This is a genomic window from Burkholderia pyrrocinia (assembly GCF_022809715.1).
Lineage (GTDB): Bacteria > Pseudomonadota > Gammaproteobacteria > Burkholderiales > Burkholderiaceae > Burkholderia > Burkholderia pyrrocinia_C.
Genome location: NZ_CP094460.1, coordinates 2,432,003 through 2,456,320, shown reverse-complemented (window position 1 = coordinate 2,456,320; position 24,318 = coordinate 2,432,003). Strand labels below are relative to the sequence as shown.

Sequence of the window (24,318 nt, the reverse complement as noted above, 5' to 3'; positions counted from 1 at the left end):
AGGCTGCCCGATTGCAAGGTCGCGTCGGCGCGCAACGTCGCGCGCGTAACCGCCCGCACGGCATCAAGTCAGGTTCAATCCCCCGTCGAGCATCACGATCTCGCCCGTCACGTAATCGGACGCGACGAGCATCGCGACCGTCTGCGCGATGTCGTCCGGCGTCGCCGCGCGACGCATCGGCGCGCGTTCTCGCCAGAGCTGCTGCGCTTCGGTCCAGTCGGCGGTCAGCGGCGTATCGACCAGCCCCGGCGCCACCGCATTGACGCGAATCGCCGGTGCGAGCGTGCGCGCCAGCAGCCGCGTCGTGTGATTGAGCGCGGCCTTCGCCGCCGCATAAGGAATCGACGCGCCTTTCGGCCGCACGCCCGCATGCGAGCTGACGTTCACGACGCAGCCGGCCCGCCCGCGCGACGCCGCTTCGAGCAGCGCGGGCTGCGCTTCGGCGACGAGCCGGAACGGCGCGATCACGTTGATCTCGTGTATCTCGCGCCACACGTCGGGCGTCGCCGCCGCGAGGTCCTCATGCGGGATCACGCGGCTGATCCCCGCATTGTTGACGAGCACGTCGAGCCGCCCATGCACGGCGAGCGCGTCGCGGATCAGCCGCACGCGCTCGGCATCGTCGGCGAGATCGGCCTGCACGTAGGCCGCGCCGAGTTCACGCGCCATCGCGCGTCCGGTGTCGGCTGAACTGCGGGAGTGCAGGATCACCGCATAGCCGTCCGCCGTCAGGCGGCGCGCGACGGCCGCGCCGATCCCCGACGTCGAGCCGGTGACGAGCGCGACAGGCCGATGCAGGCGCGATGCGCGCGGCTCGGCGGCGGCTTCGGTTTCAGGTTCCGTTTCGGAAATCGGGGCATGCATCGGCGGGAGCGGCGAGTCCATATCGGGGAACCCTGTCGGTGGCGTTCCCGCATCATAAGCGCGTGAACGCGACCGGACACGCGTTCCGGGCAACGTAGGGTTTGATGGTTGCCATTGCATGCGGATCCAGCGCCGACTTTGCACCGGACTCGATCTTGACCGCAGAACGGATGTACTCGTCTTGTCGAGCTGTTGCCGCGGGATACCAGAAAAGCAGGCTCTGCCCGTCCGCATCGTCCGGGTCGGACTCCAGCGTAAAGCCCTGAGGGATAAGCCGTGTCGCGCAGGCGTGTAACCCAGCGTTGAAATCCCCCTGGATGAATGCCTGGCAAGCTTCACGTATCGCGTCGAGTCGAACGCGGCGCCGCTTCCCGCTCAGGGCTTCAATATCCGCCGGCTCGACTTGCTGCCCGAGATCGCCCCGAAATACCGTGATGTCAATATCTTCCGAAAAACGGGAGATCAGCCCGAACCCCTTGGACAAGGATGTACCGCCCTTGAACAGGAGACGCGAGCCGCCTGAAGGCAGTCCGTTGAACAGTGCATCCAGAACCCAACATACCCAGAAATCTTTCTCGACGTTCTGCACCGCCGTGCCCAGACGCGTCGCTGTGCCGATGAACAAATCGCGACGATCCGCGTCACTGGCCGCGATGATTTCCCGATAGGCCTCGTTCATCGAGGACCTCCACCCGTATCCGGCAGCACCGTCTTTTTACCTGGTTCGTCAGAAACCCTGAGCAGGGGCGAGTCGGCGCCCCCCTGGTCAAAAGGCGGAACCGAGCGCAAGAACTCCTGCATCCACGTCGGCAAATGCGCAAAGCCCTGAGCGAGGTCATGGACAATGACTCGCCCATGTTTTGGGTCTGCGAGGACGGACTTGAGTCGGGCACGGACCCTGTCTCCGTCGCCCGGCAGCGTGTCCTTGAGCCAGTGAAGCGCCTGCACGACTCGCATGGCGGGTCGCCCGGCCCAGAAAAGGCGACTGGGGGCTGTCTGCTTGAAGTCGATTCGCAGTTCATCGAGTTGAACCGCGCGCCGGCGTGCGTCGGTATGGATAGTCACTCGCGCAGGAACGCCATCCGTCAGCCCAAGATCGTTGGCTGCCGTCATGCCGTCGACCAGCAGACGCAATTGATCGCGACGAGCGATTGCGTCGAGCACGGCGCGATAATCAGGGGCCGTCGGCCGTTTGGTCAGCCGATTGACGGCTGGGAGATCGTATAACCCCCGATCGATGCGGCGCAGGGTTCCGCTGGCGACAAGACGTTGCAATGTCTTGTCTATCACGTCGCGCGAACCGAGATGCGCAAAGTCGGCTGGCACCCAGACAGCGCCAGGTCCCGCCTCGCGAACGAGCGTGACGATACGGGTACTAATGTCTGACATGCAAACTCTCCTTGTCCGAAATTTGTATACATTTTTCGGACAAATGTCAAGCGAAGAGCGTCCGAAAAATGTATACAAATTTCAGACAAATCCAAGACATAGCAGGTCCAAAGCTGGTCATCGGGTTACCGGAAGCCGGTCCGACACGACCGCTCTCGCATCGATGCAGGCCAGCCGCACGAGCCGCTGCGCCAGCGAAAACGGGAACAGCGAAGATCGTCACAACCGCTTAACCCAGCGACTGCCGGGCGCGGTGCCCTGCAGCCTGCATCAGGGCATCGGGGCATCGGGGATCGGCTCAGCGCTGCTTCGGCAGATCGACAAAATCCTCGAGTTCACCGGCGACGTACAGCCGCTTGCCGATTCTCGGGTATTCGCACACATCGTGTTCGAGGCGCTGCCCGACGACGATCAGTTCGAGCGGCACGTCACCGGTGTTCTGCAGCGTGTGTGCTTCGCCGCCGCGCGCGAAGCCCAGGAAATCGCCGGGCCCGACGTCGTAAGGGCGTTCGCCGATCGTGACCGTCCCCGTGCCGGACAGCACGTACACACATTCTTCCTCGTACAGGTGACGGTGGTATTCGGCCGATTCGTGACCAGGCATCAGCGTGAGCAAATGGAAGCCGAACTGCGTGATGCCGGTCAGGTCGCTGAGCGGTCTTTTGAGACGAACGGCATTGGAATTCAGCGAATGCACGGCGCGCGTCGGTTCCAGCTTCGCGATATCGGCGGCCTTCAGCAATTCCCGGGGAGAGGTGGTCGACATGGGGGCTCTCGTTAGCGTGACTGCATCGGTTGGACGCGCCGCCCGGGCCGGCGAACGGGCAATCGGCCGACGGCCGACGGGCGATGCGGCGCATGGGCGCATGGGCGCATGGGCGCATGGGCGCATGGGCGCATGGGCGCTCCGGCATTGTCCGACATTTCCGGCTGCGTGGAGACTCGGCATCGCATCGCGACGCCGGTTTGCCGCCGCTCCGTCCCCCGCCACCATTCAGCGCACGGGCGTGCCGCGCAGTTGAGTCAGCAGCGCCACGAGCCGATCGATATGCGCGTCTTCCGTGCGCCACGACGACACGCTGATCCGGAACGCCGGACGCCCCTGCCACACGGTCGCGCCGAACCACACGTCGCCCGAATCCTGCGCGGCCTCGCGGATCGCGACGGTTTCCTCGTCCGTGCCGGCGCGCACCAGCACCTGGTTCAGCACGACGCGGTTCAGCACGTCGTAGCCGGCCGCACGCAGGCCGTCCGCGACACGCGATGCCTGCGCGCAATGCCGCTCGACCATCGTGGCCAGCCCGGCGCGGCCGAGCGAGCGCAGCGCGGCCCACACGGGAATGCCGCGCGCACGCCGCGAGAATTCGAGGTTCAGGTTCTTCTGCGCATCCTGCGCGCCGCTCAGGTAGACGGCATCGCTGTTCATCGCGGTCGCGAGCGCGTCCGCGTCGCGGCAGATCACCATCGCACCGTCGTACGGCGTGTTGAGCCATTTGTGGCCGTCGGTCGTCCAGCTGTCCGCGCCGTCGATGCCGTCCGTCAGCGCGCGTTTCGACGATGCACGTGCCCACAGGCCGAACGCGCCGTCCACGTGCACCCATGCGCCGGCCGCCTTCGCGGGCGGAATCAGCGCCGCGAACGGATCGAATTCGCCGGTGTTCACTTCGCCGGCCTGCACGCAGAGGATCGTCATGTCGTCGAGCGGCGGCAACTGCGCCGGGTCGATGCGACCGTGCGCGTCGACCGGCGCGACGACGATGCGCTTCATCCCGAAGCCGAGCACGCGCAGCGCTTTCTTCACCGTGATGTGCGCGAGCTCGGAGATCACGACCTTCACCTCGGGCGCACCGATCAGGCCGTCCTCGTCGACGTCCCAGCCCTTGCGCGCGAGCAGCGCGCGCCGCGCGGCCACCAGCGCGACGAGCGTGCACGCCGTCGCGCTCGTGCCGAAACCGACCGCGCTGCCTTCGGGCAGCGCAAGCGCGTCGACGACCCAGCGCGCGGCCTGGCGCTCGAGCGTCGCGGCCACCGGCGAATTCGCGTACGACGACGCGCACTGGTCCCATGCGAGCATCAGCCGCTCGGCCGCCGCCGCGGCCGGCAGTGTCGCGCCGATCACGAAGCCGAAGTAGTTCGGGCCGTTCGACGCGACGGTCGCGGGCGAGCCCTGCTCGTCGAGCAGGCGCAGCACGTCGTCGGCCGGGCGGCCCGTGTCGGGCAGCGGCTCGTCGAATGCGGCGAGGCCGGCCAGCGCGGCCGCGTCGGGAAACGCGCGCCGTTCGTTCGTCGCTGCGAGATACGCGTGCGCGCGGCGGTCGGCGTCGGCCAGCAATGCAAGTTCGTCCATGTCGGTTGCCTCGGTGGGGATCGGTGGAGATCGATCGAATCAGAGTTGCGAGAGATCGCGGCCGAGCTGCTGCAGCGCGCCGTCGATCCGCTTGTAGTACGTGAACTTGCCGACGCGGGTCGCCTGCACGAGCCCGGCATCCGCGAGGATGCGCATGTGGCGCGTGGTCGTGGCCGGCGCGATGCCGAGCTTCTCGGTGATGTACGTGCAGCACACGCCGAGTTCGTCGAAATCGCCGTGCGGCTGCGGCGGGAAATGCTTGCGCGGCTGCTTGAGCCAGCGCATCACGGCCAGACGGCTTTCGTTGGCCAGTGCGCTGATGCGGGTGACGTCGTCCATACGGTTGGAAGGCTTCGTTTAACGTTTCGCATATTAGCTAAATGACGAAACGTGGGCAATCTGCTCGAGGTCCGGTTTCAGGCTGTCATGTCATGTTCGGGATCACGACACCGGCGCTCGATGCGATCGCGGAGGAAACCGGCAAGACCGTGCCGCAGATCGCGCTGAACTGGCTGCTGCAACGGCCGACCGTGTCGTCGGTGATCGTCGGCGCGCGCAATGAGGAACAGTTGCGCCAGAACCTCGGCGCGGTCGGCTGGTCGCTGACCGATGCGCAGGTCGCGAAACTCGACGCGGCGAGCGCGGTGCAAGCGCCGTATCCGTACTTCCCGTATCGCCGGCAACAGGCGTTCGCGCGGCTCAATCCGCCGATGCGCGGGTAAGCGGCGACGGCCAACCCGGCACGACGGCGCCCAAGCGGCACAACGCGGGCACGCCACGACGAACTCACCTACCGTGGCACCAGAAACCGCGACCGCCATGGGCCTACCCAGCGCGCCGCGAACTGCCTATCGTGGCGGTTTGCGTCGTTGTCGGCCGAGCCGGCAACACGTCCAACCCTCATCGAAAGGTTCGCGCACATGAACGCCACCGACGCCGGCCTGACCGTACGCGCGGTCCGGGAAGACGACTACGACCGCTGGCTGCCGCTTTGGGACGGCTATAACCGCTTCTACGGCCGCTTCGGCGACACCGCGCTGCCGCTGGAAATCACGCAGCTCACGTGGTCGCGCTTCTTCGACGGCTATGAACCCGTGCATGCTTTCGTCGCGGAACGTGACGGCAAGCTCGTCGGGCTCGTGCATTTCCTGTATCACCGCAGCACGACGCTCGCCGGGCCGACCTGCTACCTGCAGGATCTGTTCACGCTCGACAGCGAGCGCGGCAAGGGCGTCGGCCGCGCGCTGATCGAAGCCGTGTACGACGCCGCGCGCCAGCATCGCGCCGAACGCGTGTACTGGCAAACGCATGAAACGAATCACACGGCGATGCGGCTGTACGACACCGTCGCGGAAAAATCGGGGTTCGTGGTTTACAGGAAGGTGTTGCCGCGCTGAGCGGGGCGGGGCGGGCGGGCGTTCAACTCAGCGGCCGCGACTAGTTCGTGAATGCAACGACAGCCCGTCGCGCGCTCCACATCGCCGCACGTTGTACGCCATCACGGCCTTGGTAGCCCGAAGGACACAAAACCGTCCTTTTGATTGATTTTTGTGTCCCCAGGGACACAATTTCTGTGCGTCGATTTGTATTCGCTGCCCGCCCGGACGAATCCGGGACATTTCTCATACCTTCCGGGTACTGGATGCGGGCCAACATCGAGATAGTTGGTCACACGTTCAGCGGGTTCTCCTCAATTCACCCCATACCAAACGCCGCGTCCACTGCCGTGCTGCTGCAAATGTTCGCGTTCGACCAGGTCACGGAAGTGCGACTTCAAGGTATTGCGGTTGCTGCCTGTCAGCTTGATCGCCTCGGCCATCGTGATGCGCCCATGCTCGCGGGCGAACTCGACGATCTGCAAGGACAGTACAGGCAGTGAGGCCAGCACGATCTTTTCGCGCTCGACTTTCTTTTCAAGCCGCCGCACCTGCTCGGCCAGCGAACGCAGAAAGAACAGCAACCACGGCTGCCAGTTGGGTGCGTCGGTGCGGATGGTGCCCTGCGTCTGACGCAGCGCGAGGTAGTAGGCTTCCTTGTTCACCTCGATCACGCTTTCCAGCGAACTGTATGGAACGTAGGCATAGCCCGCCTGAAGCAGCAGCAAGGTTGTCAGCACGCGGCTGAGCCGCCCATTGCCGTCCTGAAACGGGTGGATTTCCAGGAACACGACCACGAAGATGGCGATAACAAGCAAAGGATGCAGGTGCGCCCGTTCCCGTTCGTCATTCACCCACTGCACGAGCTCCGCCATCAGACGCGGTGTATCGAACGGCATGGCCGTTTCGAAGACGATGCCGATCTGCGCGCCGCTCTCGTCGAAAGCAGCGACGCTGTTGGAGCTAGTCTTGTAATGTCCCCGGTGCCGCTCGTCCTTCTGGCTGTATTGCAGCAGAATCTGGTGAAGCTGCTTGATGTGGTTCTCGTTGAACGGGATGTCCTTCCACGCCTGGAACATCAAGTCCATCAGCTCGGCGTACCCCGCCACCTCCTGCTCGTCGCGCGTCTCGAACTGCTTGATGGCGAGATTGGATAGCAGGCGCTCGACATCGCGGTCGCTCAGCTTGCTGCCCTCGATGCGGGTGGACGATCCAATGCTTTCGATGGTGGCCACGCGCCGCAAAGCCGACAGTCGGTCAGGCGCGAGTGTGCCCAAAGCACGCCATGCGCCTTTGAACTCGTCAATCCGGGCAATCAGGCCCAGGACTTCCGGTGTGATCTGGAGGGTGTCGGCTCGGAACATAAACCAATATTACACCCATTTACACCCATTTCTCTCGCAGCAAATTAATGGGTGCAAATGGGTGTCAAAATGGTAACGGTCTTGTGTCAGCACGGCTGGCGTCGCAGGCCCCGGTAGCCCGAGGGCCATACTTTCGGCGTGTCGATTCGTATCCGCTTCCCCCGACGAATCCACCATCACTCGTACAACGCTACGGCCTTTACAAGGAGCGTGTTGCGCCAACAGCAATCCAGTTATCCACGTGCGCGACGCAAGAAATCCCAAGGGCATCGGTATCGAGAACGAGCATCATCGGAAGTCAACCTGCTTGATCCTGACGTCCGCGCGCGGAGGATCAAACTCGATGTCCTCGACATCGGGCAATGCCAGCGCGTCGGCAATGTTGCGTATCTGTTGCGTGAGGCGCTGGTAATCCTCGAAACTCAACAGCACATGAGTAGGCCTGCCGCGGTTCGAAATAAACACCGGGCCATCCTTTGTCGCTTTCTTCGCTTTAGTCACGTCTTGATTGAATTCGCGACTCGAGAGAGTAGTGATAGTCATCGTGAGTTCCTCAAACATACCCATGCAGGTGTGTTACTACACTAAGGCAAATGACGCGATACCCGCGTGAAACCCTGGCTGACCATCGATCCGCTCAACCCACCGGCAGCGCCTTGATCGGCAAAAACAACGGTACGCGCACCCACTGCTTCAACTGGTCCGTATCGGCATGGTCCGGCGCCGGAACGCATGACCGGGTTGCGCCACATCCGGCGGTTTCCGTTTCCGGCGGCGAAGTTCTACAGTTACAGAAAACAACCTGCGCCGCCGTGCGTCATCCCCGTTTCGACGAGTCGCACCCGATTCCGAGGAAAGCCCATGCCGAGTATCGTCGCCGCTCCCGCCAATCTTCCCCCGAGCCCCGTCGCGGCGGAAACGCGCATGGTTCACGACGTCGCCACGCTGAAGCCGTCCGACTACCGTTCGGCCGATGGTTCGTCGTGGGTCATCTCAACCATCACGCCGGCTGCGGACAGCGGCGCGAACGTGACCGGCGCGACGTATTTCGACACCGCGAAAGGCCGGACCGTCCCGGTGCCCGACGCGCGCCGCCGTTATGCGAATCGCGGCACGTGGCAGGTCGTCGCGAGTTCGAGCCCGTCGGTGCCCGCGACCGGCCGCTACGACTGGCTGACGCTCGCGTGGCTGCCGATCAATCGGCGGCCGCTGCCGCAAACACCCGAGCATCTGTATTCGCCGTTCATTCGCGGCGGCACGATCGTTTATCGATGGAATCCGGCGGCCGAAGGCGGCGAGCAGTTCGGTAACGCGCGGATGATCTTTCCGGAATGGACGCAGCAGGTGGCGGATGCGTTGCGATCCGCGCCGCCGTCGTTGCCGGACAGCGCGTCGGCCATACCGCCTGCGCTCGATCGCCTGAAAGCAGACAGGAATCCGATGACCGCCGTGCTCGACTTCGGCGACGCGCTGCGTGAAGAGCCGGTGGAACGGATCGTCGCGCGGCTGCCCGCCTTGCTGCAGGTGAACGACCTGCATGAACTGTCGGCAATCGTATTCCTGTGCCTGTCCGGGTCGCGCGCCGAAGACCGGCCGCGTTTCGTCGAAGCGATCGACGCGGCGATCGCGGGCACCGACGACAGCGCACGCCTGCTCGCGATCGCATACGGCACGTTCGCGGCGGGACGGTCCCGGCCTTATCCGTTCAACGACGTCGCGCAGACGGCCCGCATCAACGACGTGTTCGGGGCGCTGAAGCGACGCACGTCGGCGCTTGGGGTGCCGGTTGCGGAAGGTTCTCCGTGGTACGAATTCTTCACGGCCTACAGGCTCGGCGGCGCGGTATCCGGCAACGGCCAGTGACCGCACGTAAGTGATCGGCGGCGCGGCAGCGGATACCTGTTTACCGCGCCTGCGTCGCCGCTTCTCCTCGTTCGCATTCGGGTAGAACGAAACCGGATCGACGTGCAGCGTGCTCATATCCTCGATCCGCGACAAAAATCCGTGGCGAATAAATGCCGGGTTGTTTTCTATCAATTCGACCATTTGAATCAGATCACCCGGTGATAAATTTCCTCCCGGCCACAGAGCCATCTCAAATAACCTCAATCCATAGACCAAATCATGAAATCTGTTATCCGACATGCCACTCTGGCACTGGTGACGATCGGCTTCCTGTCGGGCTGCGCAAGCAGCGTGACACGCGACGCAGGTAATCAGGCGGGGGCCACCGCGACTGCGTCGACGTCCAAATTCGGCACCAAGCCGGTTATCGTGCAAGTTACGCTGGACGCGGCTGCCCAGGAAGCGTTGAAAGACAATCTGAAGTTCAGCCCCAAGAAACTGCAGGAGCAAATCGAAAGCGCGCTGGACGCACGCAAGCTTCTGGCAAAGGCCGATTCAACCGATGCAATGCACCTGAACGTTGAAGTCACCGGTATTCGGGTGCGCTCGAGTTTCTCCGCGGTCATGTTCGGCTTCATGGCGGGCAGCGATTATGTCGACGGCACCGTGACGCTCGTCGGCACCGACAATCGTCAGGTCGACCGCTTCAAGGTGTCGGCATCGTACGCACTCGGCGGCATCGCCGGTATGGACGGGACACGCATGGACTGGCTGTACGAGAATTTCACCGAGAAGACGCTGTCGACGCTCGACCCCTCGGCCGGCGCGCAACAAGCGGACGCGGCTCACGCGAAGAAGCTGTAATGTCCGACGCCCGACGGACCGCGGATTCGCGGCCCGTCGAGCGGCAGCCGCTGCGCTCACCCAACGGCTACGATGCGGGTTGCGACCGCAACGATCTTCATCGAGCAGATTCTCCTTTGAGCATGCCCCTTAGCAACAGGCACGCGTCGCGGCTTCGATTGCCGCATTCCGATTCGACGTGCGCTCGTCCGCGTCTTCGTTGTGCCGGCAGTCTGCGTCATACGCAAGATGGCAAAAAAACGGCCGCCCTGAAGCAGCCGTAAAGGAGAGGTCTACCGTGTTCAGACGGAGACGCCGTCCGGCCACCACGCCGTCCGGTAGATCCATTGTTGACGAGCGCTCCGCATCCGGGAATCAGTCTGGTCTGATTTTCGGGCGCAAGACCCACCGGCAATTCAGACAGGTCCGATAGGATTGGCGTCGGGTGGCTCGTAAACTCCGACCCGTGAACCTCTCGACCTCCCCCTTCGTCCATACGATGCGCGCCGCGATCCGCGACGCGATCCGTCGCCCCCGCTTCCTCCGCGGCCTCGACATCGCGGTGCTCGCGCTGATCGTCGCGAGCGTGTTCGTCGTGATGATCGACAGCGTGCAGGAATTGCATGCGCAGTACGGGAACGCGCTGTACGCGGCCGAGTGGGCGTTCACGCTGCTGTTCACCGTCGAATATGCGATGCGGCTGTTCACGGCGCCGAAGCCCGCCGCCTATGCGCGCAGTTTCTTCGGCATCGTCGATCTCGTATCGATCCTGCCGACCTATCTCGCGTTTTTCTTCCCCGGCCTGCATGCGCTGATCGACGTGCGCCTGCTCAGGCTGCTGCGCGTGTTCCGCATACTCGGGCTCGCGATCTATCTGGAGGAAGGCCAGATGCTGATCCGCGCGCTCGCGCGTGCGCGGCGCAAGATCTTCGTGTTCATCGGCGGAATGTTCGTGATCGTCGTGATCCTCGGCACGGTGATTTTTCTCGTCGAAGGCCCCGAGAACGGCATCACGAGCATTCCGGTCGGCGTGTACTGGGCCGCCGTGACGATGAGCACGACCGGCTATGGCGACCTGACGCCGCACACGCCGCTCGGCCGGCTGATCACGTCGTGCGCGATCCTGCTCGGTTACGGCATCATCGCGTTCCCGACCGGTATCATGGGCGCGGAGCTCGTCGCGTCCGCGCTCGAACGCGGACGGGCGCAGCAAGCGCAGTCCGGCGATGCCGGTGCGACGGTCTGTCCGCATTGCGGCGCATGCGCATCGAAGCAACGCGACGATGCCAGCGCCACGGCAACGCAGCGTGTGCCCGACCGCCAATCATCAACGCATTCCTCATTCGATCAACGACAATGAACGCTTCCTCATGCTGAGCATCGGCCCCTTTTCCGTAAGGGTCGTGGCCGTAGCCATCGCCGCCCTGATCGCGTGGATCGTCGCGCGCTTCGCGCAGCGCAACCGGCCCGCCGGCCAGCACAAGACGTCCGCGAGCCTGCTGCTCGACGCGCTGCTGATCGGGCTGATCGCCGCGCGCGTCGGCTATATCGCACGCTGGTGGCCCGACTACTTCGCCGCGCCGAAATCCCTCGTCGCGCTCGGCGACGGCGGCTTTACCTGGTGGATCGGCTTGCCGGTCGCGCTCGCCTATATCGGCTGGCGGTCGCGCCGCCTGCCGGGGCTGGCGCGCCCCGCGCTCGCCGGCATCGCCGCCGGCATGCTGGCTTGGGGTGCGGCGCAGGGCGTGCTGGCGACGTTCGACCGCACGGCGGCGCCGTTGTCCGCGCTGCGCGTGGAGACGCTCGATGCGACGCCCGTTGCACCGAACCGCTACGCGGGCAAGCCCGTCGTCGTGAACCTGTGGGCGACCTGGTGCCCGCCGTGCCAGCGCGAAATGCCGATCCTCGCGCAGGCGCAACAGGATTACCCGGGCGTCAGTTTCCTGATGATCAATCAAGGCGAGGATGTGCAGACCGTGCGCGCGTTTCTCGAACGCGAAGGGCTGCGCTTCGACCACGTGCTGCTCGACCGCTCGCTCGGCGCGATGCGGACCTACGGTTCGCGCGGGCTGCCGACGACGCTGTTCTTCGATGACAAAGGCAGGCTGGTCGAGTCGCATATGGGCGAGATCACCGCCGCGCGGCTCAAGGACACGATGAATACGCGCTTCGGTTTCTGAGGTGCGGAAACGGCTGCGCCGACGCATCGTCAGGCATTGCGACGACAGGCGCGGCGAACATCTCGGGCCTGCGTCGTCCGGCGCGGGCCGGCGAACGCGAAACGCGAGGCCGGCTTGCGACGCAGCGGCCAAACTGTTTCCCGCTCGACCAGCCATCATCAGGGTGTTTCATGCGCGGGCAAACACCACCGCGCAGCAATCGCGAAATCCGGCGCCGTCCCGATCAACCCGCCGGACCGTTTCCCGCACGACCGGCCATCGCCGGAGATTTTCATGCGCCGCAAACGCTGACGGCGCGGCAATCGAAACCGGCCCCGTCCTCGCTCAACCCGCCTGTGCACCGATCGATCGCGCGAACTCGGCGATGCCGGTCAGCATGATCTGCACGCCGACGCACAGCAGCAGGAACGCGGACACGCGCATCGCGACCTTCGTGCCTTCGCCGCCGAGATAGCGCGCGAGCGTGGTCGCGCGGCTGTAGATCTGCCAGATCGCGAACGCAACGAGCGCGGCGACCGCCACCGAAATCACGCCCGACAGCAGATAGTCCTTCGCGCCATGCGAGCGGTTCGCGTGCAGCGCGATGCCGGCCGCGATCGAACCGGGGCCGATCGTCAGCGGCACCGTCAGCGGAAAAAACGCACGCGCCATCAGGTTCTGGAAATCGCTGCCGTGCGCCACCGACGCATCGGTCGACACGTCCGGCGCATTGAGCATCGACCAGCCGGCCACGGCGACCGCAAAGCCGCCGCCGATCCGCAGCGCTTCCATCGAAATGCCGAAGAAGTTCAGCACCGGCGCACCGACGAAGAAAATCACGAGCAGCGTGAAGAACACGTTTCTTCCGAGCTTCTTCGACAGCATCGCGCGTTCAGGCTCGGTCAGCGATTGCGTGCGCTCGAGGAACACGAACGCCATCCCGAACGGATTGATGATGCCGACCAGGCCCATGAAGCCGAACAGGATTTCGGGGATCAGGCGGTCGAACGTCATTGCCCGCTCGCGCTTTCGTCCGTGAGACGCGTATGGCTGGGCAGCGCGACGTGCAGGTCCGGACCCGGCGATGCGGCAGAGGCAGCGGCACGCGCCGGTTCGCGCGTCGCGGAAAGCCATTTCGAGAATTCCGCGGCGGTCATGCCGACGGCCGCGTGGGCCGACCGGGACGCGGCGGGCGACGCATCGGCCTGCTCCGCTGCATGCGCGCGCGATGTCGCGCCGCCCGACGCAGCCGATGCAGGTGCAGCCGCGGCCAGACGCTCGCGCGCCGTTTCCAGGCGCACCGCCTTCCTGCGCGTCACGCTCGCGGATTTCCGCGCGGCCGGTGCTGCGGTCGACGCGTCGGGCGTCGGCGCGGCTTCGGCGCGCACGACCGTCGTTTCACCGGTTCCCGCAACGGTCGCCGCGACAGCCAGGCCGGGCTCGAGGTCCGGGTCCACCGGGATCGTCGCCGGCGCCGCGACAGCCGACCCCGACGCGGTCGAGATCGCCGCCTCGTAGACGCTATTGCGCAACGCGCCGCGACGCGCGCCGTGGAACGCGTGCGTTCCAGCCAGGCCCACCGAGCCGAACACGAGGCCGGCCGCGAGCATCATCATCGTGGGCCGCCACCGGCGGGGTGCAGGGCGCGGCTTCACCCACGGCTTGTTGTCCGAACCGAAATCCGACGCGCGCACGGCGGTGGACGCCGACGCGTCGCGCGCGCCGTGCAGATTGAATACGCCCGGCCGCGGCCGCTTGCTCTTCACGAACGGCGTGCGGCGCCGTCCGAACGGCGGCGGAAGGTCGGAGAAAGGCCGCGCGAGCGGCAACGCGAAATGTCCGGTGATGTCCTGCATGCCCATGATGTCGGAGGCGAACCGCCCGCCGTTCGCCGGACGGATTCGCGCTATTGAATGTGGATGACGGATCGGAGTATCGCCGCGCGGCCTGTCGCGAGTAAATCGGACTGGGCTTATTCTGGCGGTGGCGTGGTTCAAGCAAGCGCGGGCGGCCGTGCCGCGTCACACCGTCCTTTGTCGCGGACCGGATCCGACCACGCATCGGCCGGCCGATCGCGCAGCCGCGCGAATCGACGCCCGCCTCCCGCCTGTCAGAACCGCCCGCGCAGCCCGATGAACACTTCGTTCGACGACAGCTTCGACTTCAGTTGCTCGTCGCGCGCCGACACGCGGTTCACGAACGTGTTGAAGCCGGTCTCGACGTTGCCCATGTCGACATAGCGATACCCGACGTCGATCGTGAAGCGCTTGTTGATCGCGTAGCTCACGCCCGCGCCGGCCGAATACGCGAGATTGGTCTGCGTCTTCGACGCGAAGCGGCGCGTATCGTTGCCTTGCCAGCCGTCGGCCGACACGATCGCGACGCCGAGGCCGAGCGTGCCGTATACCGAGAAGCCGCGGCCGAGATCGAAGTCGCGATAGCCGTTCAGCATCAGCCGCTGCGACGACACGTGGAACTCGTTCGCGTTCGCGTCGAACGGCGCCCAGTAGCTGACGAAATTGCCCGAACGCTTGAACACGTATTCGCCTTCCGCGCGCCAGCCGTTGCCGAACTGATAACCGGCCGCGACCGAGCCCGTCACGCGATCCTGCCCGTCCGGGCCGCCGATGCGGCTCGTCACGCGCGGGCTCGTCAGCTCCATGTTCACGGCGTTGTCGAACGCGCCGATGACGCGCGCGGTCGCGTAATAACCCGCGTCGCTCGCGTCCTGCTTCTTCGTTTCCGGTGCAGCCACGTCGGCGAACGTCGCGCCCGAGAACAGCAGCGCGAGCGACGACGGCAGTGCGAATGACTTGATCATGACCATGCTTCCTTGTGGATGAGAGGAGATCGCGTCATCGTAGGAAGTTCGTCATGCGCGCTGAACCCGTTCGCGTACGGGTAGCGCCTCCGTAGCGCTACGGAGGCGCCGTGCGTCGCCGATTACTTCACGTCGTAGCGCAGCAGCGGCCGCCCGTTCAGCGGCTGCACCGTGCGCGCGTTGTGCGAGTAGCGCATCCGGAACGCGGCGATGTCGTCGGCGGACAGCTCGACCGGCTCGTCCAGCACGTACCATTCGACGTTTTCGGTCAACGGCGGCGTGGTCAGCGAACCGAGATAGTGATAGTAGGCGTTCACCTTGCCGGGCATCAGCCTGCTCGCGTGAAACGACGGCAGGCTCGCGGTGTCCGCGCCGCGGAGCGCATCCATCGCCGCCGCGAACTGCGCGTTCTCGCTGCCGGTGCGATACAGCACGGCGACGACGGCCAGCCGGCCATCCTGCGACCGAAACACGAAATGCCCCTCGACCGGATAGGTTCGGCCGTCGAGCGTGTGTTCCGCCGGCGCGTGGAAATGAATCTGCTGAAGCCTGAAATGACGCCCACGGATCGTCGCGCTGCCGCCGGCCGGCACGATCTGGATCGTGTGGCCGTTGTCGATCACCTTCGCGCGCGTATCGGCGATGTGCACGTCGATCGCGATGTTTTCGTCTTCGTATCGCGTCGCACGCCTGGCCGTGCCCGAGTCGATCGCGACCGGCGACTGCGCATCGCCGGACTCCAGATGCCATTCGCGCTGATGGTCGTAGTCGAATTCATGATCGACCGATGCAGCCGTTGCCGATGCCGGTGCGTCGGCCGCATGTGCAGGCATTGTCATGGCCGTCATGGTGAACAGCGTCGCAGTCGCGAGCCGCATCATCGTGGTTCGGGTCGTATTCATTTGAGTTCTCCCTGAAGAAAAAAAGACAAAGGCTATGGCGTCGAAACGCCTGTGAGCGCCGCGTAATCGCGCACGAGCTCGACGAGCGACGCGACCCGCAGCTTGTCGAACAGGTTCGCGCGATAGGTCTCGACCGTGCGCGGCGACAGCCCGAGATCGCGCGCGATTTCCTTGTTGCTGCTGCCGCGCACGATGCCGTCGAGCACGTCGCGCTCGCGCGCGCTCAGCGTCGCCAACCGCATCGCACGCGCCGCGCGTGCCTGCGCTGCTGCATCGCCGTCGCACCGGTCCGCATGGCGGCGCATCGCCTGCTGGACCACGTCGATCAGTTCGTCGTCGTCGACGGGCTTGCGCAGGAAATCGCACGCACCGCGCTTGAACGCGCGCCGGCATGCGTCGACGTTGCCGTGGCCGGTCAGCACGATCACGGGCAGATTGCGCCGCTCGGCCAGGCAATCGAGCGCATCGAGCCCGCTCATCCCCGGCATCCGCAGATCGAGCAGCACGCAGCCGAGCGTGCTGTCGTCGGCCTCCGCGAGAAACGCCTGCGCGTCGGCGAAGCGGCGCGTCTGCACGCCGACCGTGCGCAGCAGCAGCGCGAGGCCGTCGCGCACGGCTTCGTCGTCGTCGACGATCGCGACGACGGGCCCGGCCGACATCGGGTTCGGTGTTTCATTCGTGCTCATGCGTGTTCCTCCTCGTCGATCGGCAGCAACAGCACCGCCTCGACGCCGCCGAACGGCAGGTTGCGGATCGTCAGCGATCCGTCCTGCCGCTGCGCGAGCGTGTCGCACAACGGCAGCCCGAGGCCGAGCCCGTCCGTGCGCGTCGTGAAGAACGGCTCGAACAGCCGCGGCAGCGCGTTATCCGGCACGCCCGGCCCGTTGTCGACGACGCTGAAGCGGTAGTGCCGCCCCGCGCGTGCGCCGCTCACGCGGATCTCGCCGCGCGGCTCGCCGGCGAGCGCATCGCGCGCGTTGCGAATCAGGTTGTGCAGGATCTGTTCGACCGCAACCGGATCGGCCAGCGGCTGCGCGCGCGGCGTCGCGTTGCGCCACGTCAGCGCGACGTGCTCGCGCGCCGCGTCGTCGGCGTGCAGGAACAGCAGCGACGCCATCAGCGCGTCCGGATCGAGCGCGCGGCGTGCGTCGTCGCGGGTCGATGTCATCGCCGTGCGCAACCGGTCGAGGATCGCCGCCGCGCGCTTCGCCTGCGCGACGCTCGTCTGCAGCGCGCGGCGCACGCTGTCGCGCTCCGACGGCACATCGAGCAACCGCTCGGCCGCGCGCGTATGCGTGACGATCGCAGTCAGCGGCTGGTTGAGTTCGTGCGCGAGGCCGGCCGCCATCTCGCCGAGCGTGTCGAGGCGCGCGACACCGTCGAGACGCGCGCGGGCGCGCTCGCGGCGGCGCGTCTCGCGCAGCCGCCACGCGCCGAACGCGCCCGCGGCCAGCAGCGCGGCCACCGCGTTCCACAACGCGATCGGCAGCCACGGCAGATCGACGATCGTGAGCGTGCGCGTCGTCGTCAGCACGAACGCCTGCGGTTGCGCGGGCAGATGCTTTTCGAGCCGCATCGTCCAGCCGAACGGCGTCGTCGGTGCATCGCGGTGCAGCAGGTCGAACGCGTGGTCTTGCAGATGCAGCGTCGCCGATGTGAGCGAGTCGGGCCAGTCGCCCGGTTGAAGCAAGTGGCGCGGGTCGATGCGCACGGCCCAGCCCGTATCGGCGACGAGCCAGTAACCGCCGTCGGCCGCGAACTCGATCGAGAACGTCGTGCCGAAACGGTGCGACGGCGGCTGCGTGCGTCGCAATGCGTTGCCCGCGATATGCCGATCCGCGCCGAAGCGCCGGAATTCGAGCCCGTCGAGTTGCGGCATCCGCGCGCGCAGATTGTCGAGCATCTGCGGCGGCGGCGCGAACAACGCGGTCGCACCGAGCGTCGCGAGAATCGCCTCGTGCTGCGCGGCCTTCTGGCCGAGCAGGCGAATCGCGATGCTCGAATCCTGGAAAAAGCGGTCGTAGGCATCGCCGACGGCACGCGACACGACGAGCGCGGTGCCGGCGAGGCTCAGCGCCAGCCAGACGCAACCCAGCGCGACGCGAATCGATGGTTTCATAGCAGATGACATGCAAGGAGGCCGCACCGCCCGGACGCAGCATGCGCGATGGCATGCAGGCGGGCGGTACGCGCCGCGACGGAGCGGTACGGCGTACAGGGCGCAGAACGCCGGACGCGTGCGGCGGCCTCGGTGTCGGCTGCGATCCGCTCCCGCATTGTCGGCAAGAAGTCGTTGCGCGTGGTCCGATACTGCGTGCGGAATCGGTCAGCCTCGTCCGATACCTGCGATTGCGCACGCGGTGTGCCGGCGGTTCCATGCGAAGCGGCGGCGATGGAAGCACACGACGCGTCGTCGTGGCCGGCAGGCAACGCCTGCGTGCGGCATCGGTCGGGTCGCCCGATACCTGTGATCGCGCACGCGGCGTGCCGGCGGGTCCGTGCGAAGCAGTGCCAACGAAAAGCACAGGGCGCGTCGTCGAGACAGGCGTGCAACGCGCATGCGCGTTGCACGCATCGCCACCTTCAATTTCAGACTGGGCTGATTCACGCGATGCACACACACGACGACAATCATTTCAGCGGCGTGCCTGTCGTCCTCCGAATGCAGGCATGCCGCGGTTTCCAGAGATAGATAGTCGATATTCATCCCGCCTTCGCGGCGGGATCTTTTTCGCGCGACATCCGGCATTCGGATCTCAAGCGCGAATCGAGTCCGTCCATGATCTCTTCTCCCTTCGCGCGACGCGAGCGCATCGAAACCGCCTCTGCTGCACCGGACGAACGCCGCGACAGCGCCGTGCCCGACGACGGCCGCGCCACCGCGAACCGCCGGCGCATGCAGACGCGCCGCCCCGGCACGCGGCATCCGCGCACGCGCCGCCGGCACGACCGATGCCCTCTCCGCCCATGACCGACGCCTCGACGCTCACGATCGGCATCCTGACGATCGATCATCCGGCGCGCCATGCATTCGACGATCGTCTGCGGCGGGCCGGCCACGGCTACGACCGCCTGCGGATCGACGACGTGCTGCGCCGCGCCGGCTACCGCCCCGTGCGTTTCGAATACCTGCCCGACCTGCTGGCCGCCTGCGATGCGCGGCCGTTCGACCTGCTCGTCGTGCAATGCGAAACGCCGTGCTACCGGACCGCCGAGGCAGTGCGCACGCTGCGCGCGCGCTTCGCCGTATCGATGCCGCTGCTCGTGACCAGCCAGCACGACGATGACCGCGCTCGGACGATCGCGTTCGACGCCGGCGCGAACGAATACCTGCCGTACGCGTCGCCCGCCGAAACCATCGTATCGAGCGTGTCGACGTGGCTGCGGTGGGCCCACTACCGGACGACGCATCATCGTCACTGGCGTGTCGGCTGTTTCGAGTTCGACGCCGCCAATCGCACGGTCCGCGTGGACGGCCACGAACACGTGCTGACCGAGAAACACTTCCAGATCGCGACGGCGCTGTTCATGAACCTGGGCCGGCCGCTGTCGCGCCCGCACATGAGCCAGCTCGTCTGGGGTTCGCTCGTCGCGGTGTCGAGCCGACGCCTCGATACGCACATCACGAACCTGCGCGGGCGGCTCAAGCTCGACGGCCGCTACGGGTTGAAGCTGCTCACCGTGTACGGATACGGCTACCGGCTCGTCGAATGCGAGCCCGGGGCCGAGCCCGATTCCGCGTCCGAGCATCCGCACGAGCACATGCACGCGCACTCGCTCTGACGCGAGTCGCACGAAGCCTGACAAGCAGCGCACCGCCCGATCCGGCCACACGCTGGCGCACCACGTTCCCCCATGCGACGAACGGCCGGCAGCGAACCGGCTTGGAGCAAAGCGCAATCACCGTACCGCGACACGGCCGGTCTCCCTTATCATGGCGAAACCTTCGCCGACCGCCCCGTGCCACGATGGATCATCGCGCCGCCTCCGACCGCAGCCGCCCCGCCTCCCGCACGCCCGTCGGGCGCCGTCAGCGCACGCTGCTGTATGCGGGCGGCATCGGCGTGACGCTTGCCGCGCTGGCCGCGAGCGGCACGCTGCTGTATGCGATGGGCAAGGACTACGTGCAGGAACGCTATACGCAATTCGCGGTGCGGCAGTTCTTCGTCCGGTTCGAGTTCAACCTGCGCGCGACGGGCATGGACACGCTGGTCACGCACGAGGAAGCGGTCTGGCACACGCGCGCGACCGATCCCGCGCTCGCCGCGCAACTCGCCGACGGGCACGGCCGGCTCGTGCTGCAAGGCAGCCCTCGGTTCCCGCCGGTGCTCGCCGTCGCCGACCTGTCGCCCGCACGGCCCGCCGCGTCGTACGCGCGCGACCTCGCGATGTCGAGCGAGATGAGCTACCGCGTCGGCGCGTACGTCGCGAAGCAGGAAGCCGACCGCGCGATCGCCGGCTACGCGTACGACCCGAACCGTCATTTCGCGCTCATCATCCCGCAGCCGGCGGCCGATCCGCTGGCCATGACCGGTTCGGCCGACGTCGCCGCGCTGCTCGACAAGGTCGCGGGCGACCTCGGCCCCTCGCCGGCCGGGCGCTACGTTTGGCACGCGCCCGCGCACGACCCGATCCAGCAACGCGACGTGTTCCGGCTGGTCGGCACCGTCTACGACGGCGGCCGGCCGAACGTCGTGTTCGTGTCGACGCTGCCAGCCAGCCTGCTGCGCGAACGGCTCGCGGGCCGCGACGATGGCGACGCCGCGATCATCGCCAACGCCGAAGGCCATACGGTGCTGCGCGTCGGCGCGGCGGAACGCGGCGATGCCGCGGCAACGATCGTCGAACGGCTCGTCGCCGATGCGCGCGCAGTGCGCGCCGACGGCCCGCATCCCGCGCATCACGCCGGCTATTTCACGCTGAGCCAGCGCATTCCCGGCACCGACTGGACGCTCGTGCAGTCGTTCTCGACGCGCTCGGTGCTCACGGCGCTCGGCCAGCGTGTCGGCTGGTACGCGGCGCTGATGACGATTGCGCTCGGCTTCGCGTGGACCATGCTCGTGCTGTTCGACCGCCGCGTGCTGAAGCCCGACGACGCGCGCACGCGGCGCATCGTCGAGAGCGAGAACCTGAACCGGACGATCGTCGAGGCCGCGCCGTCCGGCATCGCGCTGCTGTCGCTCGACGACGGCACGGTGCTGATGCAGAACGACACGATGCGCGCGTACGACGCACGCGCCGCCGGTGAGCAGTCGCTCGCCGCGCGCCTCTTCACACGCTTCGACCGCACGCCCGGCGCGAACGCGTGGCAGCCCGACCTGCATGTGCCGCTGCCCACCGCGCAGGGCGACACGCTCGACCTGCTCGCGACGCTCGTGCGCACGCGCTATCGCGACGCGGACGTATTGCTGTGCAACGTATCCGACATCACGTCGCAGAAGGCCGTCGAGCGCCATCTCGACGAAGCGCGGCGCGCGGCCGACGCGGCGAACGACGCGAAATCGGCGTTCCTCGCGACGATGAGCCACGAGATCCGCACGCCGCTGAACGCGATCCTCGGCAATCTCGAGCTGATCGGCCGCGAGCCGCTCACGGATACGCAGAGCGAGCGGCTGCATACGGTCGAGGGTGCGTCGGCGACGCTGCTCGACCTGATCAACGACATCCTCGATCTGTCGAAGATCGAAGCCGGCCAGATGACGATCGAGGCGATCCCGTTCGATCTCGCGGCAACGATCACGCAGACCGGCGCGATGTTCGAACCGCTCGCGACGGCGAAGGGTTTGCAGTTCGACGTGATCGTCGACGATGCGCTCGCGCAACGCTACATCGGCGACCCGACCCGCATCCGGCAGATCGCCGCGAACCTCGTTGCCAACGCAATCAAGTTCACGAGCCACGGCGACGTGACGCTCGAAGTCTATCTGCGCGACGATACCGATCCGGCGTCGCCCGTCGTGATCGGCGTCAGCGACACAGGTATCGGCATGACCGAAGCACAGCGCACCGCGCTGTTCCAGCCGTTCACGCAGGCCGATACGTCGATTTCGCGCCGCTTCGGCGGCACGGGGCTCGGCCTCGCACTGACGAAGCGGCTCGCGACGATGATGAAGGGCACGGTCGACGTGAAGAGCACGCCGGGCGACGGCAGCACCTTCGTCGTGACGCTGCCGCTGCGCGCGGCGAGCGCCGACGAAGCGGCGCAAGACGACACGCGCGAACCGGACGCCACGCTGCCGGCGCTCGCCGCCCGCGTGCTGGTGGTCGACGATCATCCGGTGAACCGCAAGCTGCAACAGAGCCAGCTCGTCGCGCTCGGCTACGACGCCGACACGGCCGACGACGGCGCATCCGCGCTACGCCGCTGCGCGGATGCACGCTACGACCTGGTGATCACCGACCTCAACATGCCGGGCATGGACGGCTACACGCTCGCCCGCGCGCTCCGCGCGCAATACCCCGACCTGCCCGTCGTCGCGAGCACCGCGCATGCGAGCGCCGACGAACAGGCGCGCTGTGCGGAAGCCGGCATCGTCGCCGTGCTGGTGAAACCCGTGCTGCTGGAGACGATCGACCGCACGGTGCGGCGTTTCGCGAACGTCGGCGCCGCCCGTCCGCGCGCGTCCGCGCTGGACGATCTCGCAAAAGGGCCGTTGCCGCCGGACGTGCAGGCGCTGCTGGGAGAAAGCGTCGAGCGTTCGCTCACGGCGCTGCGCGCCGCGCTCGCGCACGACGACCTCCGCGCGCTGCGCGACGAGCTGCACGCGCTGCGCGGCGCGTTCGCGACGATCCACGAGCATGCGGTGGCCGATGCCGTGCGCGAGATGCAGGATGCCGCGCGAGCCGGCGACACCGCGCCGCTCGCAGCGCTGCTCGCCGGAGCGGAACGTCTCGCGCGCGAAGCGCTGCAGCGCCGCGCAACGCACGCGCCGCCGGCCTGACAGGCGCACACGCGGCGGATCGCCCGATCCGCCACACGTCCTCGTGTACTCATGACCTCATGACCAGAATCGGACTAGGCTGATCGCCGCACGCGATGCCCGTCGCTACGATGGCGCGGTGCTTCGGACGCGCGGCCCATCCCGCGCGCGCCGAATGCAGGACCGGCATCGCCGCCGCACGGATCGACATCGCAACGGCGCCCCCGCCGCGCGGATCGATCGTGCGGCCGGCAGCGGCGGCGTGCCGGGCGTAGCCCGCGCGTCGCGGCCGGCTTCTGAAATCGCCCGGCGGGCATGCTCGACAGGATATCGACCGGTGAAGAAAACCCGACCACGCAAAGGCGGCCGTTCGGCGCTGACGAAGGCGATGCTGCTGCCGCTGCCGACGGACCAGGTGCGCGCGCTGTCGCTGGAAACGCACATGGCACTCGCGCTGATGCGCTCCGGCAACGGACGCTTCGATCAGATGCTCTGCCTGTTGCGGGCAGCCTATATGGCGTTCTTCCTGCGCGACGACGCGGGATCGGGAGCGGATCCCGACCTGTACAGACGCGCCGACGATGCGCTGGCGGAATGCAACGCGCGCGCGGAGCGCGGCGAGCGCTGGCTGCTGCTCGACGACGAAGCCGCCGTGCTCGAACAGGTGCTGATCGTGTACGACGCACAGTTGGCCGCGGTGTCGCGACATCGGTATCGACAGGCCTGGGCGCGCCTGCACCGCTTCGTCGCGAACCACGCGTAATCGCCGGTTTCCGCCGAGGAAGCGACGGTATAACGCGCGCCGCCCATCGCGTGTAGGACTGGTCCGACAGGGCCGCTACGGCGTTTCAGCCCGGGACGACAGATTCGGATGAGTCCGATCCTTACCATGCTTTCAGACACCCAAAAACTGAAAGGAGTAGGGATATGAACAAGACGTACCGGAACATCTGGAACGCCACGACCCGCACGTGGACGGCTGTCGCCGAAACGGCGAACGCGCATTCCAAGGGTTCGGCGCGCGCAGCGCTCGTTGCTGTCGCCGCGGTCGTCGCGTTCTCCGCTCCCTTCGGCACCGCCGCGGCAGCCGAAGCCTGCACGACGGCAGACGACTCGGCGAGCACGACCGATACCGCGAGCGCGTGCACGCCGACGCCGCCTGCCGGTGCGCAATCCCGGTCGATCACGCCGACGGCCGTGGTCGACGACGCGTATATCAAGGTCCTGCCGGCCACGATGGGCGGAACAGCTGCCACGGCAACCGGAACGGCCGCGGTCGCAATCGGCAATGGCGCCGTTGCCAACGGCACGTCGGTTCTCGCTTTCGGATCTGCCGCTACCGCGACCGGCACCGGTTCGATGGCATTCGGCCGTCTTGCCACGGCAACCGGCACCACGGGCGCGATCGCGATCGGCAACGACACGCTCGCAACCGGTGGCGTGAGCGCGACCGCGATCGGCAACGATGCAACCGCAAGCGGCACGTCG

Annotated in this window: 22 protein-coding genes and 3 pseudogenes; 10 read left to right on the top strand and 15 right to left on the bottom strand. The window is 66.6% G+C overall.

Annotated features, from left to right (window positions below; genetic code table 11):
* Window positions 1-63: 63 nt before the first annotated feature.
* The 6 genes from MRS60_RS27860 to MRS60_RS27835 all read right to left on the bottom strand — a co-directional run bounded on the left by MRS60_RS27860 (window position 64) and on the right by MRS60_RS27835 (window position 4,939).
* A complete protein-coding gene (locus MRS60_RS27860; protein ID WP_243565991.1) occupies window positions 64-885 on the bottom strand; it encodes an SDR family NAD(P)-dependent oxidoreductase in 822 nt (273 codons plus the stop codon).
* Between the two features lie 31 nt (window positions 886-916).
* The gene (locus MRS60_RS27855; RefSeq protein WP_243565990.1) at window positions 917-1,543 is read right to left on the bottom strand and encodes a nucleotidyl transferase AbiEii/AbiGii toxin family protein; all 627 of its coding nucleotides are present in this window, start codon (window positions 1,541-1,543) and stop codon (window positions 917-919) included.
* Complete coding sequence (locus MRS60_RS27850) at window positions 1,540-2,253, bottom strand: DUF6088 family protein (RefSeq protein ID WP_243565989.1); 714 nt, start codon at window positions 2,251-2,253, stop codon at window positions 1,540-1,542. Before MRS60_RS27850 ends, MRS60_RS27855 begins: the two co-directional genes overlap by 4 nt.
* 298 nt (window positions 2,254-2,551) lie before the next feature.
* The gene (locus MRS60_RS27845) at window positions 2,552-3,019 is read right to left on the bottom strand and encodes a cupin domain-containing protein (protein ID WP_034181862.1); all 468 of its coding nucleotides are present in this window, start codon (window positions 3,017-3,019) and stop codon (window positions 2,552-2,554) included.
* A 228-nt stretch (window positions 3,020-3,247) separates the two neighbouring features.
* Window positions 3,248-4,600 (bottom strand): pyridoxal phosphate-dependent decarboxylase family protein, encoded by a 1,353-nt coding sequence (locus MRS60_RS27840; RefSeq protein WP_175746831.1) that lies wholly within the window; start codon window positions 4,598-4,600, stop codon window positions 3,248-3,250.
* Between the two features lie 39 nt (window positions 4,601-4,639).
* Window positions 4,640-4,939 carry an ArsR/SmtB family transcription factor gene (locus MRS60_RS27835; protein ID WP_034181860.1) on the bottom strand — a complete coding sequence of 100 codons (300 nt, stop codon included), beginning with the start codon at window positions 4,937-4,939 and terminating at the stop codon, window positions 4,640-4,642.
* A gap of 113 nt (window positions 4,940-5,052) precedes the next feature.
* Here MRS60_RS27835 and MRS60_RS27830 point away from each other — a divergent pair.
* Window positions 5,053-5,322, top strand: a pseudogene (locus tag MRS60_RS27830) (aldo/keto reductase); the annotation flags it as partial.
* Between the two features lie 198 nt (window positions 5,323-5,520).
* Window positions 5,521-5,997 carry a GNAT family N-acetyltransferase gene (locus tag MRS60_RS27825; protein ID WP_105391762.1) on the top strand — a complete coding sequence of 159 codons (477 nt, stop codon included), beginning with the start codon at window positions 5,521-5,523 and terminating at the stop codon, window positions 5,995-5,997.
* A 293-nt stretch (window positions 5,998-6,290) separates the two neighbouring features.
* Here MRS60_RS27825 and MRS60_RS27820 read toward each other — a convergent pair whose 3' ends face one another.
* From MRS60_RS27820 to MRS60_RS27810, 3 genes and pseudogenes are all read right to left on the bottom strand, one after another.
* On the bottom strand, window positions 6,291-7,340 hold the full coding sequence (locus tag MRS60_RS27820; protein ID WP_034181857.1) for a Fic family protein: 1,050 nt from the start codon (window positions 7,338-7,340) through the stop codon (window positions 6,291-6,293).
* Window positions 7,341-7,628: 288 nt separating this feature from the next.
* The gene (locus tag MRS60_RS27815) at window positions 7,629-7,883 is read right to left on the bottom strand and encodes a type II toxin-antitoxin system prevent-host-death family antitoxin (RefSeq protein WP_034182185.1); all 255 of its coding nucleotides are present in this window, start codon (window positions 7,881-7,883) and stop codon (window positions 7,629-7,631) included.
* Between the two features lie 94 nt (window positions 7,884-7,977).
* Window positions 7,978-8,067, bottom strand: a pseudogene (locus MRS60_RS27810) (class I SAM-dependent methyltransferase); the annotation flags it as partial.
* A 134-nt stretch (window positions 8,068-8,201) separates the two neighbouring features.
* Here MRS60_RS27810 and MRS60_RS27805 point away from each other — a divergent pair.
* The 4 genes from MRS60_RS27805 (at window position 8,202) to MRS60_RS27790 (ending at window position 12,208) form a co-directional block, all read left to right on the top strand.
* Window positions 8,202-9,203, top strand: coding sequence for a hypothetical protein (locus tag MRS60_RS27805; protein ID WP_105391763.1), 1,002 nt, complete (start codon window positions 8,202-8,204; stop codon window positions 9,201-9,203).
* A 261-nt stretch (window positions 9,204-9,464) separates the two neighbouring features.
* Complete coding sequence (locus tag MRS60_RS27800; RefSeq protein WP_034181855.1) at window positions 9,465-10,049, top strand: DUF4410 domain-containing protein; 585 nt, start codon at window positions 9,465-9,467, stop codon at window positions 10,047-10,049.
* A 478-nt stretch (window positions 10,050-10,527) separates the two neighbouring features.
* Entirely contained in the window at window positions 10,528-11,388 is an 861-nt protein-coding gene (locus MRS60_RS27795) for an ion transporter (protein ID WP_081938479.1), read from the top strand.
* A 10-nt stretch (window positions 11,389-11,398) separates the two neighbouring features.
* A complete protein-coding gene (locus MRS60_RS27790; RefSeq protein WP_243565988.1) occupies window positions 11,399-12,208 on the top strand; it encodes a TlpA family protein disulfide reductase in 810 nt (269 codons plus the stop codon).
* Window positions 12,209-12,532: 324 nt separating this feature from the next.
* Here MRS60_RS27790 and MRS60_RS27785 read toward each other — a convergent pair whose 3' ends face one another.
* From MRS60_RS27785 to MRS60_RS27760, 6 genes are all read right to left on the bottom strand, one after another.
* On the bottom strand, window positions 12,533-13,201 hold the full coding sequence (locus MRS60_RS27785; protein ID WP_034181853.1) for a MarC family protein: 669 nt from the start codon (window positions 13,199-13,201) through the stop codon (window positions 12,533-12,535).
* Entirely contained in the window at window positions 13,198-14,043 is an 846-nt protein-coding gene (locus MRS60_RS27780; RefSeq protein ID WP_243565987.1) for a hypothetical protein, read from the bottom strand. Before MRS60_RS27780 ends, MRS60_RS27785 begins: the two co-directional genes overlap by 4 nt.
* A gap of 254 nt (window positions 14,044-14,297) precedes the next feature.
* Window positions 14,298-15,008 (bottom strand): outer membrane protein, encoded by a 711-nt coding sequence (locus MRS60_RS27775; RefSeq protein ID WP_243565986.1) that lies wholly within the window; start codon window positions 15,006-15,008, stop codon window positions 14,298-14,300.
* Window positions 15,009-15,130: 122 nt separating this feature from the next.
* A complete protein-coding gene (locus MRS60_RS27770) occupies window positions 15,131-15,910 on the bottom strand; it encodes a carbonic anhydrase (protein WP_175746839.1) in 780 nt (259 codons plus the stop codon).
* A 32-nt stretch (window positions 15,911-15,942) separates the two neighbouring features.
* Window positions 15,943-16,596 carry a response regulator transcription factor gene (locus tag MRS60_RS27765; RefSeq protein WP_243565985.1) on the bottom strand — a complete coding sequence of 218 codons (654 nt, stop codon included), beginning with the start codon at window positions 16,594-16,596 and terminating at the stop codon, window positions 15,943-15,945.
* Window positions 16,593-18,029, bottom strand: coding sequence for a sensor histidine kinase (locus MRS60_RS27760; protein WP_243565984.1), 1,437 nt, complete (start codon window positions 18,027-18,029; stop codon window positions 16,593-16,595). Before MRS60_RS27760 ends, MRS60_RS27765 begins: the two co-directional genes overlap by 4 nt.
* A gap of 848 nt (window positions 18,030-18,877) precedes the next feature.
* On the opposite strand from MRS60_RS27760, the gene MRS60_RS27755 reads away from it, so the two are divergent.
* The 4 genes and pseudogenes from MRS60_RS27755 to MRS60_RS35075 form a co-directional block, all read left to right on the top strand.
* Window positions 18,878-19,693: a response regulator transcription factor gene (locus tag MRS60_RS27755; RefSeq protein WP_051983736.1), complete on the top strand. Its 816-nt coding sequence runs from the start codon at window positions 18,878-18,880 to the stop codon at window positions 19,691-19,693.
* Between the two features lie 185 nt (window positions 19,694-19,878).
* The gene (locus MRS60_RS27750; RefSeq protein WP_243565983.1) at window positions 19,879-22,851 is read left to right on the top strand and encodes a hybrid sensor histidine kinase/response regulator; all 2,973 of its coding nucleotides are present in this window, start codon (window positions 19,879-19,881) and stop codon (window positions 22,849-22,851) included.
* 367 nt (window positions 22,852-23,218) lie between these two features.
* The gene (locus MRS60_RS27745) at window positions 23,219-23,593 is read left to right on the top strand and encodes a hypothetical protein (protein WP_131946569.1); all 375 of its coding nucleotides are present in this window, start codon (window positions 23,219-23,221) and stop codon (window positions 23,591-23,593) included.
* 164 nt (window positions 23,594-23,757) lie between these two features.
* A pseudogene (locus MRS60_RS35075) lies at window positions 23,758-24,309 on the top strand (ESPR-type extended signal peptide-containing protein); the annotation flags it as partial.
* Window positions 24,310-24,318: the final 9 nt, after the last annotated feature.

Coding starts and splice junctions, on each gene's coding strand:
- MRS60_RS27860 (WP_243565991.1), bottom strand. CDS start 885: ATGGACTCGCCGCTCCCGCCGATGCATGCCCCGATTTCCGAAACGGAA.
- MRS60_RS27855 (WP_243565990.1), bottom strand. CDS start 1,543: ATGAACGAGGCCTATCGGGAAATCATCGCGGCCAGTGACGCGGATCGT.
- MRS60_RS27850 (WP_243565989.1), bottom strand. CDS start 2,253: ATGTCAGACATTAGTACCCGTATCGTCACGCTCGTTCGCGAGGCGGGA.
- MRS60_RS27845 (WP_034181862.1), bottom strand. CDS start 3,019: ATGTCGACCACCTCTCCCCGGGAATTGCTGAAGGCCGCCGATATCGCG.
- MRS60_RS27840 (WP_175746831.1), bottom strand. CDS start 4,600: ATGGACGAACTTGCATTGCTGGCCGACGCCGACCGCCGCGCGCACGCG.
- MRS60_RS27835 (WP_034181860.1), bottom strand. CDS start 4,939: ATGGACGACGTCACCCGCATCAGCGCACTGGCCAACGAAAGCCGTCTG.
- MRS60_RS27825 (WP_105391762.1), top strand. CDS start 5,521: ATGAACGCCACCGACGCCGGCCTGACCGTACGCGCGGTCCGGGAAGAC.
- MRS60_RS27820 (WP_034181857.1), bottom strand. CDS start 7,340: ATGTTCCGAGCCGACACCCTCCAGATCACACCGGAAGTCCTGGGCCTG.
- MRS60_RS27815 (WP_034182185.1), bottom strand. CDS start 7,883: ATGACTATCACTACTCTCTCGAGTCGCGAATTCAATCAAGACGTGACT.
- MRS60_RS27805 (WP_105391763.1), top strand. CDS start 8,202: ATGCCGAGTATCGTCGCCGCTCCCGCCAATCTTCCCCCGAGCCCCGTC.
- MRS60_RS27800 (WP_034181855.1), top strand. CDS start 9,465: ATGAAATCTGTTATCCGACATGCCACTCTGGCACTGGTGACGATCGGC.
- MRS60_RS27795 (WP_081938479.1), top strand. CDS start 10,528: ATGCGCGCCGCGATCCGCGACGCGATCCGTCGCCCCCGCTTCCTCCGC.
- MRS60_RS27790 (WP_243565988.1), top strand. CDS start 11,399: ATGCTGAGCATCGGCCCCTTTTCCGTAAGGGTCGTGGCCGTAGCCATC.
- MRS60_RS27785 (WP_034181853.1), bottom strand. CDS start 13,201: ATGACGTTCGACCGCCTGATCCCCGAAATCCTGTTCGGCTTCATGGGC.
- MRS60_RS27780 (WP_243565987.1), bottom strand. CDS start 14,043: ATGCAGGACATCACCGGACATTTCGCGTTGCCGCTCGCGCGGCCTTTC.
- MRS60_RS27775 (WP_243565986.1), bottom strand. CDS start 15,008: ATGATCAAGTCATTCGCACTGCCGTCGTCGCTCGCGCTGCTGTTCTCG.
- MRS60_RS27770 (WP_175746839.1), bottom strand. CDS start 15,910: ATGAATACGACCCGAACCACGATGATGCGGCTCGCGACTGCGACGCTG.
- MRS60_RS27765 (WP_243565985.1), bottom strand. CDS start 16,596: ATGAGCACGAATGAAACACCGAACCCGATGTCGGCCGGGCCCGTCGTC.
- MRS60_RS27760 (WP_243565984.1), bottom strand. CDS start 18,029: ATGAAACCATCGATTCGCGTCGCGCTGGGTTGCGTCTGGCTGGCGCTG.
- MRS60_RS27755 (WP_051983736.1), top strand. CDS start 18,878: ATGACCGACGCCTCGACGCTCACGATCGGCATCCTGACGATCGATCAT.
- MRS60_RS27750 (WP_243565983.1), top strand. CDS start 19,879: ATGGATCATCGCGCCGCCTCCGACCGCAGCCGCCCCGCCTCCCGCACG.
- MRS60_RS27745 (WP_131946569.1), top strand. CDS start 23,219: ATGCTGCTGCCGCTGCCGACGGACCAGGTGCGCGCGCTGTCGCTGGAA.